We start from the raw sequence: 16,373 nt of genomic DNA, 5'->3' as shown, positions 1-16,373 counted from the left end.
AATCATCTCCCTCTCTTATTGCTTATATAGTTTGGTTTGCTTGATTAACGTATCGATTTCCTTCATGCATGGCATCTCCTCTACATCCCGGTAGTCGGCGCTGCCAAGCAAGGAGATCTCCAGCAGCAGTTTATCGAGCTTGAGCATGATTTCCTCATTTGCTTCGAGATAACCGGTCACGTAAGCCAGATACTCTTGGTATAGGGCTGTTTTTTTCTGCGCCACCTTGCTGGATAACTGGGATGCTTTCGGCAGATCGGACATGCGGGTGAAATCGGATGCGGCGAAGACGCCCAGCTTGTTCAGAATCCCTCGGATATTGAGATAGAACAGCTTCTCAACCTCATCGATGACCGCCATGAATTTCTTGTAACTGAGCTCCGTTTGCTCAAAACGCTGACCCAGGACGTCCAGCAGCGCGTTTCTCTTTTTCTCGATTCGTTCCAATTGGTCCAGGGCAAGGGCGATATCATTCTTCAGCACTTTCACGTTGCGATAATGATGAAGCGCGTCTATGTAATCCTCACGGGTCTGAATCGTTTGGATCGCCTTCACAGCCGGAGGCTTGAATAACAAAACATAACTGCCATAAAAGAGTGCAAGAACACTAACAATCCATACGGTAATGACCGATGCCGACTGGAAGGCGCTATCGCCGCCAATTTGGAATCCGAGCAGCCCGGGTGAAACCAGCACGATATTCACGATCGCGATAACCGCCATAAGCAGGAGCAGCTTCACGGATTTCGATCCATTCAAGAATTAACACCTCCCCTACTCCTATAGAGCGATGACTGATTCGACTTATAACCGTCTTTTAAAATATCCGTAAAAACATAGGTAAATGAAGGATATAACACATACTACGTCTCAATTCGAAGTTAGATGCATTTTCCTCTCCAAGCAGCTCTGCCGATATCCAATCCATTCATTTCTTTATCGGATATTCACTTGGATAACATGATGCGGGCATGACCGTCCCGTGTTTAAGAAAGTCATGGCGAATACGCAGAGAACCGCGGCAAAACAGAGGGGCCAAGCCGAGGCAAGCAAGTTCATAGAGGTAGGGTAACTATATCAAAATTACATAAATAATCCAATGGTTCTGCGACAAAAGACACAAAAAAAAGTCCTTCAGGGATTGCCTGAAGGACTTCTACTTTCAATAGAAGGGCCACTCCGAGCAGCCTTTAAGCTTTCGGGCGACCACTCCGTTTCTCCAGAATAATTCCGCCTTCTCCGTTGAAGTTCTTCTTTTCTTTAGTTCTATCTATATAGAAGGACTCTTTACACCCTGGCTTCTGTCCGCTGTCCACCTCAGCCAAACCGGCCGCTGATATAATCCTGCGTACGCGAATCGACGGGATTGGCGAACAACTTCCGGGTAGCGGCGTGTTCCACAACTTCGCCATTTAGGAAGAACACCGTCTGCTGTGACACACGCGCCGCTTGCTGCATGTTGTGCGTAACCATAACGATGGTATAGCGTTCCTTCAATTCATGTGTCAGCTCCTCAATCTTGAAGGTAGAGACGGGATCCAGCGCCGAGGTCGCCTCATCCATCAGCAGAATATCCGGCTCCACCGCCAATGCGCGTGCGATGCAAAGACGCTGCTGCTGCCCTCCCGACAGGCTTAGTGCCGGACGCTTCAAGTCGTCCTTCACTTCATCCCACAGTACAGCGGAGCGAAGGCTCTGTTCAACGATTTCATCCAGCTTCTTTTTGCCGCGAACACCGTGCTGTTTGGGGCCAAAGGCCACATTATCATAGATGGATTTCGGAAAGGGATTCGGCTGCTGAAATACCATTCCGATTTTTTGGCGGAGGGATTCCACGTGAACCTCATCATCGTATATATCCGTTCCTCCTATCGCCACTTTACCTTCTATCCGCGTTCCGGGTATCCGGTCATTCATCCGGTTGAGGGTCCGCAGCAGCGTAGATTTACCACACCCGGACGGTCCGATAAAAGCGGTTATCGCACGCTCCGGGATTTGAATCGAAACATCTTTAAGGGCATGAAACTCGCCGTAATACAAATTCAGCTTGTTGATTTCAATGAATGGCTGCACGAGTGTGTCCCTCCCGGCGTTGTTTATATGGTATTCGTTTTCTTAAAGCATCTACTGGGTCCATCACCGTCATGTTTGATTCTTCCGTGAATTCAGCCACAGCGGTACACGGAATACGATATTAATGAGCAAAGCAACGAAGATCAGGACAGCGGTTGTCTTCTGCGCGATCTCCTGGGCATCAGGTACGATCGCTTCAGATTGAACGTACCACAAATGGACGGCAAGCGTTCCCCCCGGCGAAAACAGATTGAAATCCCACATCTCCCCGGAAGTGGATACCCCGGCTGTCAGAATAATCACGGCACTCTCCCCGAATGCGCGCCCAGCCGTCAGGCAGATGCCCGTCATGATCCCGTTCATGGCTACCGGCAGCAGTACGCGGCGGATCGTCTGCAGGTGGGTTGAACCGAGCGCAAATGAAGCATTTCTGAGTTCAACCGGAACCGCCCGAATCGATTCTTCCGTCACCCTTGTGAGCACGGGCAGATTCAGGAAGGCAAGACTAACGGCCGCCCCCAGAATTGTAAGACCAATCTCAAAGAACTCCACGAACAGCGCGATGCCAAACAAACCAAAAATGATCGATGGAACGGATGACAGTCCTTCCACGCAAATACGTACGATCTCAATCAGCTTGTTGTTTGGAGCAAATTCTGCCAAATAGATCCCCGCAGCCATTCCGATCGGAATGGAGATCAAGAGGGAAATGAACAGCACATAGAACGAATTAAACAGCGCCGGACCGATCCCGCCGCCCTCTTCAATCTCGCTTGGAAGCCCATAGAGGAAATCCCAGCTCAGCTGTGGCAGCCCCTTTTCCAGAAGCAGAAACAGAAGCCCGACAATAAATAAAATGACGACAATGCCTACACCCCATACCAGCCCCGTAAACAGTCGATCCATCAGGACGGTGGCCCCTCTGCGTTTGCCAAATGAATATGCGGGAACGGGGTTGGCCTGCTTCTTCATGCTCATGAGTAGCGCCCCCTTTTTTTCTGAAGCATTCTTACAGCTACAATCATCAGTAGGGAGATGGCAAGCAGGATAAAGCCCATCATGTACAATCCGTAATTCCAGGTGGAATCAAATTCAACGCTCGAAATCTGCATAACGATGTTACTGGTCAGCACTGCTGTCGGCGTAAACAGACTGTTCGGGAGCTGGGCGGTATTTCCAATAACCATAACGACTGCCATCGTTTCCCCAATCGCACGGGCCATACCAAGAATAACGGCATACATGATTCCGCCTCTTGCAGAAGGCAAGACGACACGAATCACGGTTTGGAAGCGGTTCGCGCCAAGCGCATAAGCCGCGTCACGATACTTGTTCGGTACCGCTGAAATGGCATCATCACTAATCCGGCTGATTGTGGGAAGCACCATAATGGTCAGCACGATGGATGCCGCGAGCAGCCCGTCGGCTAGATCGTGTCCGCTGATATTTCGGAGCCATGGAATGAGTAAGGTCAGTCCCAAAAAGCCGTAGACCACCGAAGGAATGCCCACCAGCAGATCCAGCACCGGACGCAGCAGATGGCGAAGCCATTTCGGTGTCATTTCCGCCAGGAACACGGCAATGATGACGGAAAGCGGAATGGAGATCAGCATGGTGAGACCCGTTAGCGCCAGCGTTCCCAAGATAAAGGTAAGCGCGCCGTAATGCTCATTTTCCGGATCCCAATTGGTGGAGAAGAAAAATTCGGCCAGCGAGACATGAGAGAAGGTCAGAATACCGGTTCGAAGCATGAGGACCAATATGCATAACAGGACGAGGCATACAAACAAAGCGCTGCCTATGCAGACCATGCGAAACAGTTTGTTGGACCACCGAAGACGGGCCTTCCGGTCAAATTTGGCACCGGATGCCTTGCCGATGGATTGACCCAATTCAACTGTCGCCGTGCTCTTCGTAGATGAATTCAGATCGATCATAAACGGATTCTTCCTTTCACAGAGAGAAGCCAGCTTGGCGTCCATGCGCTGAAGCTGGCTAACCCTCTCCTTATGAAATGCGGGAATGGCGAAGCGTTCAAAAAGATAGCTTATTTAACGGCGGAAAGCGGAATGAATTTCAGCTTTTTCAGGGATCCGTTTTGGAATTTGCTGCTTTGGATATACTCGATGAACGCTTTGGTTGCCCCGGTTGGTTGGCCTTTAGTCATGTAGTATCCAATGCCCCATACCTTATAACTTCCATTCAGGACGTTTTTCTCTGTTGGCGCTACACCGTTGATCGATAAAGCCTTCATTTTGCTGGTGACGTAAGGAAGGTCAATATAACCGATGGCATTCGGTGTAGTTTCGATCGTTGTTTTCATATCGCCGCTGGAGCCAACTTCTTTGTAGTTATCGCCTTTGTTCATGAATTCTTTGCCATCCAGCGCTTTTTGCTGGAAGTTGACGCGCGTGCCGGAGCCAAACTTACGGTTAACGACAACGATTCTGGCATCCGAACCGCCCACTTCCTTCCAATTGGTCACTTTGCCGGAGAAGATGTCCTGTAACTGATTGGTAGTCAGGCTGTTTACCCCTACATTCGGGTTGGCTACAGCTGCGAATACCGTTACAGCCACCGGATTGGCTACCAAACCGTCGAATTTGTTGAAGCCCGGCACATTCTTGGATGCGTCCCAATCCACGGCACCAATGTCGGCAATGCCTTTACGGACCGATTGAGGACCCGTAATCGAACCTGCTGCTGAAGCCGAAATTTTAACTTTCGGATTCTCTTTCTTGAATTCACTTGCAGCTTGAAGCGTGAGCGGAAGCAGTGCGGAGGAACCGTTAATGACAATCTTGCCTTTCAGATTGCTCTTTGCAGCAGCGGCAGTTGTAGCGCCGCCGACCAGAGATACGGCCACAAGAACAGCCATCATTGGTTTAATCCATTTTTTCATCGTATATGAACTCCTCTCTATTTGGGCAAATCATCCGTTAGGGGTGAAACGGTTGAACAAGTTACCTCGTCACAGCTCTCCAGCTATCGCCAACGCCCACCAACACCCGTCCGTTCTCCACAATCGCGATTTGCGATCCGCCCACGGAAATAGAGGATACGTCGGAAGATACCGTGTACAGCTTGGTTTGTTTGCCTGTTGCTGTATCGATCGAGTAGATGACGCTGTTGCTGTCATCCTGAGCAGCAAGAACGTACAGCATTCCGTTAAGCAGAATGGCTTGCTCCACGTCGTAATCGGCAAACACCTTGGCTGTCTTCTGAGATGAATCCACGGACAGCAGCGTCGCTTTCTCATCGGTGGAAGGCACGCTAACGTAGTAAGCTTTTTGTCCGTCCGCAGACCATACAAACACCTTGTCGTCGGTTGTTGCAGTAAGCTTCACCGCTTCAGGTTTCTCATTATCGGTGTTATATGCAAATATTTGCTGTTGATTGGATGAAAAATCAATGGTTACATTGTCTTCATCGATATTGGTCGTATCTGAAGTTACGGTGCCCAGCGTGGTTACCGTATAGATGAAGTTCTTGCCATCGGCTGAAACATTCAGATTTTCCTTATAGTCCACCTTGTCTTCAACCACTTTCACAATGGCACCGTCAGCCAGATTCAACTTGGCTATTACCGATCCTTTATCCCCTTGCAGGAAGTAGATCGCACTGCCGTCTGCTGACCATACAAGCTCCGGCTTAATGCTGTTATCGCTCGTGATCAGCTTCGACGCCTGGGTCTTCAGATCAAGCACATAAACCGCGCCTTCGGCATTCGTATAGGCCGCTTTGTCCCCGCTTGGAGAAACAACGAGATCCGATCCCCCGTTCGTGGTCAGCAGCAGCTCGTATTTACCGCTCGCGGTATCCACCAGATAATCGGTTCTGCCATTCTCATCACTCTTGGAGACGATCAACTTGCCCGCTCCGGCAAAACGAGGATTCTCGGCTTCTTCCAGCAATGGAACAGTGCTGATTTCAAGCACGCCCCCTCTTTTGCCGATGGTACCGCCAAGCCCTGACACCAGCGGACGAAGCGCAACGTAACTCGTACCGGCAATGATGGTTACGGGTTGGGCCAAATTCGATTTGACGCCATCTACCACGATTTGCTGTGAGCTGTTTTTGAGTATCACCGTATGGTCATTCAGCTTAATCGTTGTGGTTCCGCTATGTACTTCTGCCTGCGCACCGATGGCCTTGATCACATCACGCAGCGATACCAACGTCTCGCCGTTCTTAACGATGGAGTGGACCGGGATCGTACTGCCGTTTATGGTTAACATTGAAATTTGGACCTGAGCTGGAACTGCAGCAGGCTTTACTGCGGGAGCAGCCGATACTGCGCTAACGACAGAAGTACCTACCACCGTGGCTACCATGGATACCACTAACGCCTTTTTCATTGACATTGGCTCTGTCACCCTTCTTTCTAAGATTCTATTTGTATCTTATGTCATGTCCTGCTGCCCGGTACTCTACAAATCTAGTCTATTATGAGAGCTTGCCTGGCTCATCCCCCCAAACTTCCAATCATTCATATGTATATAAGAAGCGGCACATCTGATTGCTATTATAGGAGCGAATTGTAAACGGAAAATGCTGGAATTATTATCTGAATGTCAATATTTTCATATGACAAAAAACGAGCCGCTGGAAAGAGATCCAGGACTCGTTTTTTGGGTTGAAAAACTTCGCTGCAAATTGATCCATCTTCATCTTGCTGTGTCGACTTACATTACTTCAGTTGATTCAGCAGGTTCAACATAGCCTGGGCGCTTTCTGCCCGGGTGGTCATCGCTTTAGACGTAAACGTGCCATTGACATGCCCCTTCATCAAGCCAAGGGACAAGGCTTCATTCACCTCTTGGAGTGCCCATGGAGAAATTTGCTGCTTATCCTTCAGGTCCGGTGCTTCTGCTAAAGAAGAGGCGTTCCCCCTGGTCTGGTATGCACGATAAAGCATCACAGCCAGCTCCTCGCGGGTGATGGCCGCGTTCGGTGCGAAGGTGTCCTTGCCTCTGCCGTTCACCAGTCCATGCTGATAAGCTGCCGCAACAGCGGAAGCATACCACGCTTCGCCGTCCACATCCGTGAAGGCCGTATCTTGCGTACTTTCAAGGCCCAGGGCTCGAACAAGCATCGCTGCGAACTGTGCCCGTGTCAACTGCTGGTTCGGACTGAATTTCGTATCGCTGATGCCATTTACCACCTGTTTGGCGGCTAGCTCTTTTACCGCTTGCTCGGCCCAATGGCCGCCAAGGTCCGCAAACGATTTGTCGTATTCCAATACAGCATATGTGCTGAATTGAAATACTTCAGCCGTTAGCAGCCCGTTTACCAGCTTGCCGCCAGCATATTTCAGTTGGCCTTGATCCGAGATATGATAAATGCCAGCAAGCTTGCCGTGAATGGCGCTGTCGGCTGCAAATCCAATCGTTACAGGTGCTATAAAATGCTCCAGCTTATATGCCTTGCCGTCTTTCGTGCGGATGGAAAGCTGGAAATCATACATCTTGCTGCCTTGCTTCAGCTTAGCCTTCTCGGAAGCAGCTGCTTTGGCTACGAGTGAGGCAGCTTCCTGTGATTCAACCTCCTCCTGCTTAAACGAGATGACCGCATCCTTAGCCTGATTGGACAGTGCAAGCTGGTGCAGCGCTTTAAGCAGCGCGGACGGAAGCTGTATACTTACGCCATCCCGCTTCAGCTCCAGCGGCTTCGCTCCCAGGATGTCCCCTGCCGTCAACGGCAAGAGAACCTCGATATCCTCGGCACCCAGCTGAATCGTCACTTTCTTTTGTCCGCTGCGCAGCGATTCTTCGTTGACGATCCGCTGACCCTGATTTGGCTTCGTTCCCGGATCGGTCGACGGATTGCCGCCTGCTCCCCCGCCTCCGTTTTCGTTTCCGCTTCCGCTTCCGCTGCCAGGGTTACTGCCGTTGCCGCCGTCATCGATCTTAGCATTCATTTTAATCACAACGGCCGTTAGTGGCTCAAGCGCAATCGTGCCGGAGGTTAACGTAAATCCGGACTTCGCCTTGACGCCGGTCGTACCCGCTTCGTCATTATCGACCAGCACCGCGCCGGAGGTCAGATCCTCGCTAAGCGTCAACGATCTCGACTGGTTATCGGCATTAACGAATACATAATAAGTGCCGGTTCCGTCCGTGGCTTTATTTTTATACGCAATAACCAGATCCTGCGCTTTCACCTCGGGAATCTGCAGCAGCGTCACGTTTGAATTCACCATGGACTGATCGCCAAGGCGAAAAGCATCGGATGATTTTCGCAACTCAATTAACCCGGTTGTATATTCACGCGTCTTGTTGTTCTCCGGATATTTGGCTTCATTCGTCGCCTTCTGCCAATCGAACATGTTGATGGCATCGGAGGAATCGTAGGAGTCGTGGATGAAATAACCGAAACGGTTCCCCGCCTCGTCCACTAATTCGTGATATTTTTGCTCTGGCACACCCTGACCCAGCCATTGCTTGGTCCGCCCGTATTCCTGTCCTGCATGGAGGAAAGCCGTTCCTTGCGAAGTCAAAGTAATCAGGTTGCCCAGACGAATGCGTTTATGAATCTCCAGATCATTCGCTGCTATCGAAGGGTCCTTCTTGATAGACTGCGCAATGATGTCGTACAGCGGCAAATTGTCATGGGCTTCAATGTACTGAACGATGTCACCCGGATCATCTTCCTTCGTATTGCCTGGCTGTGCTTTAATATTGTTGAAAATCGTTTGGATGTCGCGTGCGCCGCCCGTAATGAATCGAGGCTCGCCTTCATTGCCAAAACCGGATTTCAGCTCGTTGCGGAACTCATCCGAGAAGACGCCGACGTCATCCGTCTTATCCATCCAGTTCTGGTCTGCGCCCTTACCTGCCAGGGAAGGATCCGACAGATGTCCGCCGAACGTAACCCAGCCCTCGCCGATAAACAGGGCGTTCGGGTTAATGGCAGCAGCGGCATCATAGGCGTTCTGCACGGCGTCATAAGTGGCATCGCCCATCATGTCCCAGCGCATGCCGTCGATTTTGTATTCGTCGAACCAGTATTTCACGGAGTCTACCATCAGCTTCTCGGCCATCTTGTGGTTGGTTGCCAGGTTGTTGCCGAAGCCGCCGATGAAATTGCCGTTGGCGTCCTGGAAGGCATAATAGTTCGGCACGATATCATTCAAGAAGTCAGCCTTGGCCATATGGGTGTACACCACGTCCAGAACGACGCCCATGTCCGCCTCGTGGATGGCGTTAATCATCGCCTTGAGTTCCTTGATTCGAAGCTCCGGATCCGTAGGATCCTCGGAATAAGCTCCATCAGGCGAGAAATAACTGTGCGGGTCATACCCCCAGTTGTACTCATTGTCTTTGGCCGAATACTCCAGCTCCCTGTTCTTCATGGCAGCTTCGTCCCCGTAATACCAAGCCATCACGGGCAGCAGCTGAACATGGGTGACGCCAAGGGACTTAATGTATTCGAGCTTCTCTTTGAACGCATCGTAAGAGCCCCAATTGGCGTTATGCAGGTCGTTCTCAATCGTTGGATCCGAAGTGAAATCTCGGACGTGAATCTCCCAGATGATGGCGTCTTCCCGCTGCTCATAACCAGGAATGTCCGCAAAACCGAAGCCGGCGGGATCCGTTTGACTCAAGTCGACGATAGCCGCTTTGCCGACGGTATCACCGTCCGGTCCAACTTCACCCTTGGTGTTCACTCTGAATTGCGCCATCGATTTGGCGTATGGATCAAGCACGGTCTTCGTCACGCCATCGTTGGTCACTTCGTATTGATAAAAGTATCCTCTAAAATCTTGGATCCCGAGGTCCCCCGGCTTCAATTGAACCGACCATACTCCTTTATCGCCTTTTTGCAGGGTTACATTGCCGATCAACTGCGTTGCATCATCCTTGCTGTACACATTCGCGGTGACCTCGGCTGCCGTCGGTGCCCACAGCTTGAGCTCGGCTCCTCCAGCCTGATAGGTCCCCCCGAGATCATCGCCGTCGTAAGCGTACATCTCATCCAGCATTCTCCAGCCGGTCGAGGCCGATACGGTTTTTCCGGCGTAGGTGACCTTTAGCGGAATCTGATCCAGCTGGAATAATGCCGACACCTCGATGGTGGTGTTTCCGATTATCTTCACGTCTTGAATGGTAACCGTATGGTCGTCCTTATCCTTGATCTGCAGCTCATTCTTCAGCGTATCCGCTTCCAAACCATCGGTCATCGTAAATCCGAGCTGGAGCTTTCCGGGAGCCAATACCTCTGCCGAGACTAACCCCGTAGGCACCTCCCCATGCGGAGATGTGTAGACGGTATTGTCGCCTTCTTTAATGAATAGATGCTGGTATCGGTCTACCAGGGTAAACCCCTTGTCGCCGCCGTCTTTCCCGGCATCTCCTTTGGACGGATCCAGCACGAGGAAGTTAATCTTCTGGGCTCCCGGCTTCACCGGTACGTCCACGTAAGCGCCGTAACGGTCGGTTTGGCCTGAAGGGAACATGGTTGCTCCTGTCGGCCAGTCTTTCGAAGGCGAAGCGACATCATCGCCCCATATCCACAAACCATACGGATCGTAATTCTGATCCTGTCTTTGATAGTGGATGCGCACGGTATCCGCAGGCAGGTCAACAGGCTCAAAGCTATATACCGTATCAGAGCCTTCCTTGAGCCATACTTCGTTCATGTCCGGGGAGGCTAAGGTAAATTTTTTGTCGCCGCCGTCTTTATTGCCACTGAATCGGTCAACAACGACGATGCCGACTTTTTGGGCGCCGTCCTTCAACGGAATATCGACGAAGGCACCGTAGCCGTCCTGCTGCCCGCTAGGGAATGGCGTTGCCCCTGTCGGCCAGTTGGAGGACGGAACTGCAACGTCATCAAAAATCCACAGCCCGATGCTGCCGTAATTCGCGTCTGCCCGGTTATAATGGACGCGCAGGTGGTTAGAAGGGACCGGCGTTCCCGGATCTGTGGGAACCGTGAAATGAGCGGCAACACCCTGATCGTTCGCATTATAGCTGAACGTAACCTTCACATCTTGCGGCAGGTGAAGCGCTTCCCGATTAGCGGGGTGCACCGGGCTTGCCGCATCGCTGCCTAAAGCGATTTGATACTCATGATCACCCTCGTACACATCGGCCGTAACCGTGTATACATGGTCATAATCGGAATCCTGCATGATCAAGCGTGCATCCGCTGGCGACCAGTCGGCCGCTTCGCCGATGCCCGATTGGAAGCTGCCGATCACTCGGGGAAGCTTATCAGCCTCGATCGGAGCGTAGTATGTAGAATCCGCGATCCGGTGAGTCCCATGATTGTAATAAAAGGTAACCTGGGAATCTTGAGCGAGCGTTATGAGAATGTTGCCATCCTTGCTCGCTCCGCTTGGATTGGAATAATGGGCGAAACCGTAATTCTCATCCCACTTACCGTCAATCGCGATCTTGTACTCGTACGACCCCGCGGGCAAGTGACCGGTAAAGCTGTATTCTCCGTTCCCCATATCCTTCATGGTTGTCGCGGCGGCGGCCGGGTCCCAATCTCCGCTATGGCCTAGTTCGGATTGGAGAGTCCCCACCAGCGTAACTTGGCTTGGCGCGTTTTGGGCATTGGCCGGTGATGGCGGAATACCCAACATGGAGAAAATCAACGAAAAAATCATGATGATGGACCACGTTCGTTTGCTTGAAACCGTCATTCTCATGAAAAATAGCCTCCTTCTGTTCTTGGATTAGGTGTAGTTGATGCTATTTTGATGCCGATCATTGCGCAAACGCTTGCATAAACAAGTTTGAGCTTCCATCAAGTAAAGTACGACAATTACTGACTAATGGTTAGAGGAATAGGTTCGAAATATAGAATCAAACAAGAATAGATGAAAGCGATTACAATGGAAACGTTTGCATTCTTTATTGTAGTATCGAGGTTCCTTGCCGTCAACCACATTTTGGCCTGTTTTCAAGAACTATTTTGCGGCTCAAGTGAGACTCTCTCTCCAGCTAGGACCCTCCAAGAACGCCCCGATTTATTATCTCTGTCAGAGGAACCGGATATAAACTGCGCTCCTATATTTCCGAAAATCAAAAAAAACCAGTACCTCGCCAAATTCCTAAAGAATCAGCGTCGTACGGGCTTCTCAACATCATTAATAGATGGACACCGTATCCGATGGAAGTGAAATGGTAGAGACTGCATCCCATGTACTCACTTCCTCAATTTCTTTGATTGTCAATTTGGCAAAAAAACTGTATCCTCCGAATCCATCCTTATCCGTTACAGCCTCTTTAAACGCAGAGAACTTCGTTTTTAAAAAGTTTTGTTTCGATATGTTCAGATCATATCTAAGCATAATACTGACTTCGATCTGTTCTTCTGTTTTATTCAGTTTGTAGTCGTCCATGAGCGTTTGCAGCGGTTCAAGGATTACTACACTATTCACGGTTCGCTCTTCCTCCACTTTTTGTTTCTCTCTTTCGACCTTGGCTGAAGGGCAGATTTTTTGGGCCTTCACTGTTTTGACAGCAGGTGCCTTCAATTCTGTTTCTTTAGCTGAAACTACTGAAGGAATAAATAAGAGACAGGCGATTAAGGAAATGATTACTTTTCTTCGTGTCTTCATCAAATTCCCACCTTATCATTTTTTCTTTACAATACTTTCCTATTCAGACGTAAATTGTCCAGTAAATGTTTCGTTGTTACCTCACTTTTTCCAGAATAAATGAATCCAGACTGGATCGGACTAAAAACAAAATAGGTTTAGCTCTCATATACGTTCATGTCATAAGATGAATTGGAAGGATACTTTCGCAAACTAAGGATTGATTTCCCGCAACGATTCCCATAACATTAAACATTATAATGATATAATGTTTAATGTTCATAAAATCATGGATGCAGGGGGATTTCATATGAAATTTCGTTTTGAGGGCGCTGTTACGGATGTCATGCCAGGCATTCAGCTGCTGCTGGATGAGCTTGGTGTCGAGCTTGGGGAAGACGGAGTCCCCGTTCAGATAGACTTGTCGGAGGGCGACCTGGAGGTCGGCAGGGACCGGACTCACGCTTATATTCGTTACGGAAGGAAGCATCAATTTTTCCGGGGACTGGGCCTGCTGGTTCAACATAGCCGCAAAAGCGATTCGTTCCACCTACAGGAACGTCAGCAATTTGATCAGATCGGCCCGATGTTCGACCTGTCCCGCAACGCCGTGCTGACCGTGAACAGCTTCAAGCTCATGCTGAACAAGATGGCCCTGATGGGAATGAACAGCGTGATGTTATACATGGAGGATACCTACCAGATCGAAGGCGAGCCGTATTTCGGTTATATGCGCGGGCGCTATACGCAAGCAGAACTGAAAGAAATAGACGATTATGCCGACCAATTCGGCATCGAAGCTTTTCCAAGCATCCAAACCTTGGCCCACCTGGAGGAATTTCTAAAGTGGGAACCCATCAAGCATTACCGTGATACGAAGGGGGCCCTTCTCGTCGGCAGCGAGCAGACCGATTCCCTGATTGAACGGATGATCGAGGCTGCCAGCGCTCCGTTCCGCAGCAACAAGATTCATATCGGGATGGACGAAGCGGAGGAGCTTGGACGGGGAAAATATTTGGATCACAACGGTTATATGAGCCGTTTCGACATTATGATCGCCCATCTGGACAAGGTTCTGGCTGCGGTCCGCAAGCGCGGCCTGAAACCGATGATGTGGAGCGATATGTTTCTGAAGCTCGCTTCCGGCGGAGGCGGCGATGCGGCATATTACGATAAGGAAACGTCGATTCCGGAGGATATGGCCCGCCGCATCCCGAAGGACGTGGACATGGTGTACTGGGACTATACCCACATGGAGCCGGAGGACTATGAGAAGCTGATCGCCAATCACCGTCCGCTGGGCTGCAATCTCGTGTTTGCAGGCGCTGTCTGGATTTTCAACACCTTCGGCGTCAACTACGGTTTGTCCCTGAACGCTTCGGATGTTGCGCTTCAAGTGTGCAAGCAGGAGGGAATCCGCGATGTATACGCCACGATGTGGGGTGATGACGGCAACGAAGGAAATCCGTTCGCGGCGCTGCTCGGTCTGCAGCTCTATGCCGAGCATGCCTACTCGGAACAGAAGCCTTCACTGGCTCTGTTGGCGGAACGGGTGAAATTCTGTACGGGCATCGATATGGATACGTTCCTCCTGCTGAAGGATCTGGACGAAATTCCCGGCCAGGAGCCGAACAACGCCAAGCAGAGCAACCCTTCGAAATTTTTGCTGTATCAGGACGTGCTCCTCGGGATGTTCGACAAACAGATCGAAGGCCTGGACCTCTCGAACCACTATGCCGAGCTGGAACAAAACCTGCGGGTGAAGCGCGATAGCAGCGCCGAGTTGGACTATCTGTTCGAGATGCCGGAAAAGCTGAGCGCCGTCCTCAAACGCAAGAGCGAGATTGGCATTCTGCTGAAGCAAGCCTATGATACCAAGGACACCGATACTTTAAGGCATATGGCCAAGAACGTGCTCCCTGCCATTTCCAAAGCCGTTCAAGAGCTGCGCATTGCCCACCGCACGCAGTGGCACCGGATGTTCAAGCCCTTCGGCTGGGAGGTCATCGACATCCGCTATGGCGGCGTCGTCACACGTCTGGATACCGCATCGTTCCGCATTTTGGAATACGTTGAGGGGCGGACGGTAAGCATTGAAGAGCTTGAGCAGGAACGGCTGGTGTTCAGCACGACCAACCGCGACAACCACAAAGGGGTCGGCTGGTGCAGTCATTATTATCGCATGGCTTCGCCGAACGTGTTCTACCATGTGCTGAATCCTTTTTAAGGGTCCCAGCTACGAATCTGCTGATACCTGCACTATATGAAAAAGCCCCGATGCCGGGGCTTTTTTTGCTTAATCGCTAAGGCTTATATGATTCGCTCTAATCTACGCTTATGATCCGTTACTTTGCACTTCCTCGTACCAGGCTCGCACATCCCGGCTAAGCCGTTCCACAATCTCGGGATAACGGTCCGCCAGGTTGGAGCGCTCCCCGGGATCCTTGGACAGATCGGACAGATGAACCTGATCCGGAACCACGCGGTCGAAATCGAGTTTCCCGTTCAGCACCAGCTTCCAATTCCCTTCCCGGACAGCCAGTTGGCCTTGATACTCCCAGAACAATTGCTTATGCGGCGACGGCTCGCCCATTCGCAGCATCCCCTTCAGGCTGCTTCCATCCAGCGCAACGCCTTGAAGCGGTCCCGCCACCGGATCGACGCCCGCCAGATCCAGAAAGGTAGGTACGATGTCCATCATGGCCGCCACCTCATCGCGTATTTGCCCGCCTTCCCATCCGTTCGGCCAGCTCAATATGGCAGGTTCGCGGATTCCGCCTTCAAACAGACTTGCTTTATGCCCGCGAAAGATCCCCGCGCTCCCGCCGTAATAAACGTCTTCCGTCCCGTCCAGCCAGTTCCGGCTCTCGGAGGACGGTCCGTTATCGCTGGAGAAAAAGATGACCGTATCCTCGTAACAACCGGTATCCTTCAGCGCCTTCACGATCTCCCCGACGCCGTCATCCACCGCTGCAATCATGGCGGCCATGACCTGCCGATCCCAAGGCAAATGCGAAAACCGGTCCATGTATTGCTGTGGTGCATGCATCGGATAATGCGGCGCATTGTATGACGTAAACAAGAAGAACGGAGCCTCCTGCTCCCGAGACCGCTTAATGAAATCAACCGATCGTTCCGTAATCAGTTCAGTCATATACCGGCCGTTCTCCCAAACCTCCGTTTCGTTTTCCCATAGATCATGCAGGGGATTGACGCCATGGGCTTGGCCCCAATAAAAAATATGCGAGTAAAAATCGACGCAGCCCGCCTTAAATCCGAAAAACTCATCAAACCCATGCCCGTTCGGACTGGTTTCCTCTGAAAGACCCAGATGCCATTTTCCATACAATGCTGTTCTGTACCCGGCGGGTTTTAGCGCCTTCGCCAGCGTCACCTCGGTGGCAGGCAGGCCATGCGAGCCGCGCTTCGCCCCCAGGATTTCCCCAACTCCCGCTCTCACCGGATACTTGCCTGTCAATAAAGAGGCTCGTGACGGAGAGCAGACCGGGGAGTTGGAATACCAATTCGTAAAACGAATGCCTTCATCAGCCAACCCGTCCAGGTGCGGGGTTTTCACGGTTTCCGAACCGTAACATCCAAGGTCCCCATACCCTAGGTCATCGCAATAAACGACGATAAAATTCGGTTGTTTCATATCTCCATTCACCTCGACTATGCTCGACTTGTTCCTCCTCATCGTACCCTTTGACAGGCCCACACGGAATGCTCGATCCTTGCAATTGTT

The 16,373-nt window shown here is 50.9% G+C and carries 10 protein-coding genes; 1 reads left to right on the top strand and 9 read right to left on the bottom strand.

Translation table 11 applies throughout. The features are described from left to right. Positions 1-15: 15 nt before the first annotated feature. From ABEW73_RS06230 to ABEW73_RS06195, 8 genes are all read right to left on the bottom strand, one after another. Complete coding sequence (locus tag ABEW73_RS06230; RefSeq protein WP_430162528.1) at positions 16-759, bottom strand: hypothetical protein; 744 nt, start codon at positions 757-759, stop codon at positions 16-18. A gap of 558 nt (positions 760-1,317) precedes the next feature. Continuing rightward, a complete protein-coding gene (pstB, locus tag ABEW73_RS06225) occupies positions 1,318-2,073 on the bottom strand; it encodes a phosphate ABC transporter ATP-binding protein PstB (RefSeq protein WP_430162526.1) in 756 nt (251 codons plus the stop codon). A gap of 69 nt (positions 2,074-2,142) precedes the next feature. Next, positions 2,143-3,051: a phosphate ABC transporter permease PstA gene (gene pstA, locus ABEW73_RS06220; protein WP_430162524.1), complete on the bottom strand. Its 909-nt coding sequence runs from the start codon at positions 3,049-3,051 to the stop codon at positions 2,143-2,145. Then, entirely contained in the window at positions 3,048-4,010 is a 963-nt protein-coding gene (pstC, locus tag ABEW73_RS06215) for a phosphate ABC transporter permease subunit PstC (protein ID WP_430162522.1), read from the bottom strand. Before pstC ends, pstA begins: the two co-directional genes overlap by 4 nt. 110 nt (positions 4,011-4,120) lie before the next feature. Next, positions 4,121-4,975 carry a phosphate ABC transporter substrate-binding protein gene (locus ABEW73_RS06210; protein ID WP_430162520.1) on the bottom strand — a complete coding sequence of 285 codons (855 nt, stop codon included), beginning with the start codon at positions 4,973-4,975 and terminating at the stop codon, positions 4,121-4,123. A 61-nt stretch (positions 4,976-5,036) separates the two neighbouring features. Further along, complete coding sequence (locus ABEW73_RS06205; protein ID WP_430162518.1) at positions 5,037-6,437, bottom strand: stalk domain-containing protein; 1,401 nt, start codon at positions 6,435-6,437, stop codon at positions 5,037-5,039. 326 nt (positions 6,438-6,763) lie between these two features. Then, positions 6,764-11,734, bottom strand: coding sequence for a pullulanase (locus tag ABEW73_RS06200; RefSeq protein ID WP_430162516.1), 4,971 nt, complete (start codon positions 11,732-11,734; stop codon positions 6,764-6,766). Positions 11,735-12,175: 441 nt separating this feature from the next. Beyond that, positions 12,176-12,649 (bottom strand): hypothetical protein, encoded by a 474-nt coding sequence (locus ABEW73_RS06195; protein ID WP_430162514.1) that lies wholly within the window; start codon positions 12,647-12,649, stop codon positions 12,176-12,178. Between the two features lie 289 nt (positions 12,650-12,938). Here ABEW73_RS06195 and ABEW73_RS06190 point away from each other — a divergent pair, with 289 nt between their 5' ends. Continuing rightward, positions 12,939-14,855: a beta-N-acetylhexosaminidase gene (locus ABEW73_RS06190; RefSeq protein WP_430162512.1), complete on the top strand. Its 1,917-nt coding sequence runs from the start codon at positions 12,939-12,941 to the stop codon at positions 14,853-14,855. 108 nt (positions 14,856-14,963) lie between these two features. On the opposite strand, the gene ABEW73_RS06185 is transcribed toward ABEW73_RS06190, so the two are convergent. Next, positions 14,964-16,283 (bottom strand): sulfatase-like hydrolase/transferase, encoded by a 1,320-nt coding sequence (locus tag ABEW73_RS06185; RefSeq protein ID WP_430162510.1) that lies wholly within the window; start codon positions 16,281-16,283, stop codon positions 14,964-14,966. Positions 16,284-16,373 lie beyond the last annotated feature (90 nt).

It is taken from the genome of Paenibacillus lautus, assembly GCF_050482385.1.
GTDB classification, from domain to species: Bacteria; Bacillota; Bacilli; order Paenibacillales; family Paenibacillaceae; genus Paenibacillus_AQ; species Paenibacillus_AQ lautus_B.
This window is presented reverse-complemented; position numbering and strand designations above follow the sequence as displayed.

What these genes read in the sequence shown, in the direction of transcription:
- ABEW73_RS06195 (WP_430162514.1), bottom strand. Translation starts at nt 12,649, where the DNA reads ATGAAGACACGAAGAAAAGTAATCATTTCCTTAATCGCCTGTCTCTTA.
- ABEW73_RS06185 (WP_430162510.1), bottom strand. Translation starts at nt 16,283, where the DNA reads ATGAAACAACCGAATTTTATCGTCGTTTATTGCGATGACCTAGGGTAT.
- ABEW73_RS06190 (WP_430162512.1), top strand. Translation starts at nt 12,939, where the DNA reads ATGAAATTTCGTTTTGAGGGCGCTGTTACGGATGTCATGCCAGGCATT.
- pstA (WP_430162524.1), bottom strand. Translation starts at nt 3,051, where the DNA reads ATGAGCATGAAGAAGCAGGCCAACCCCGTTCCCGCATATTCATTTGGC.
- ABEW73_RS06200 (WP_430162516.1), bottom strand. Translation starts at nt 11,734, where the DNA reads ATGAGAATGACGGTTTCAAGCAAACGAACGTGGTCCATCATCATGATT.
- ABEW73_RS06205 (WP_430162518.1), bottom strand. Translation starts at nt 6,437, where the DNA reads ATGTCAATGAAAAAGGCGTTAGTGGTATCCATGGTAGCCACGGTGGTA.
- ABEW73_RS06210 (WP_430162520.1), bottom strand. Translation starts at nt 4,975, where the DNA reads ATGAAAAAATGGATTAAACCAATGATGGCTGTTCTTGTGGCCGTATCT.
- pstC (WP_430162522.1), bottom strand. Translation starts at nt 4,010, where the DNA reads ATGATCGATCTGAATTCATCTACGAAGAGCACGGCGACAGTTGAATTG.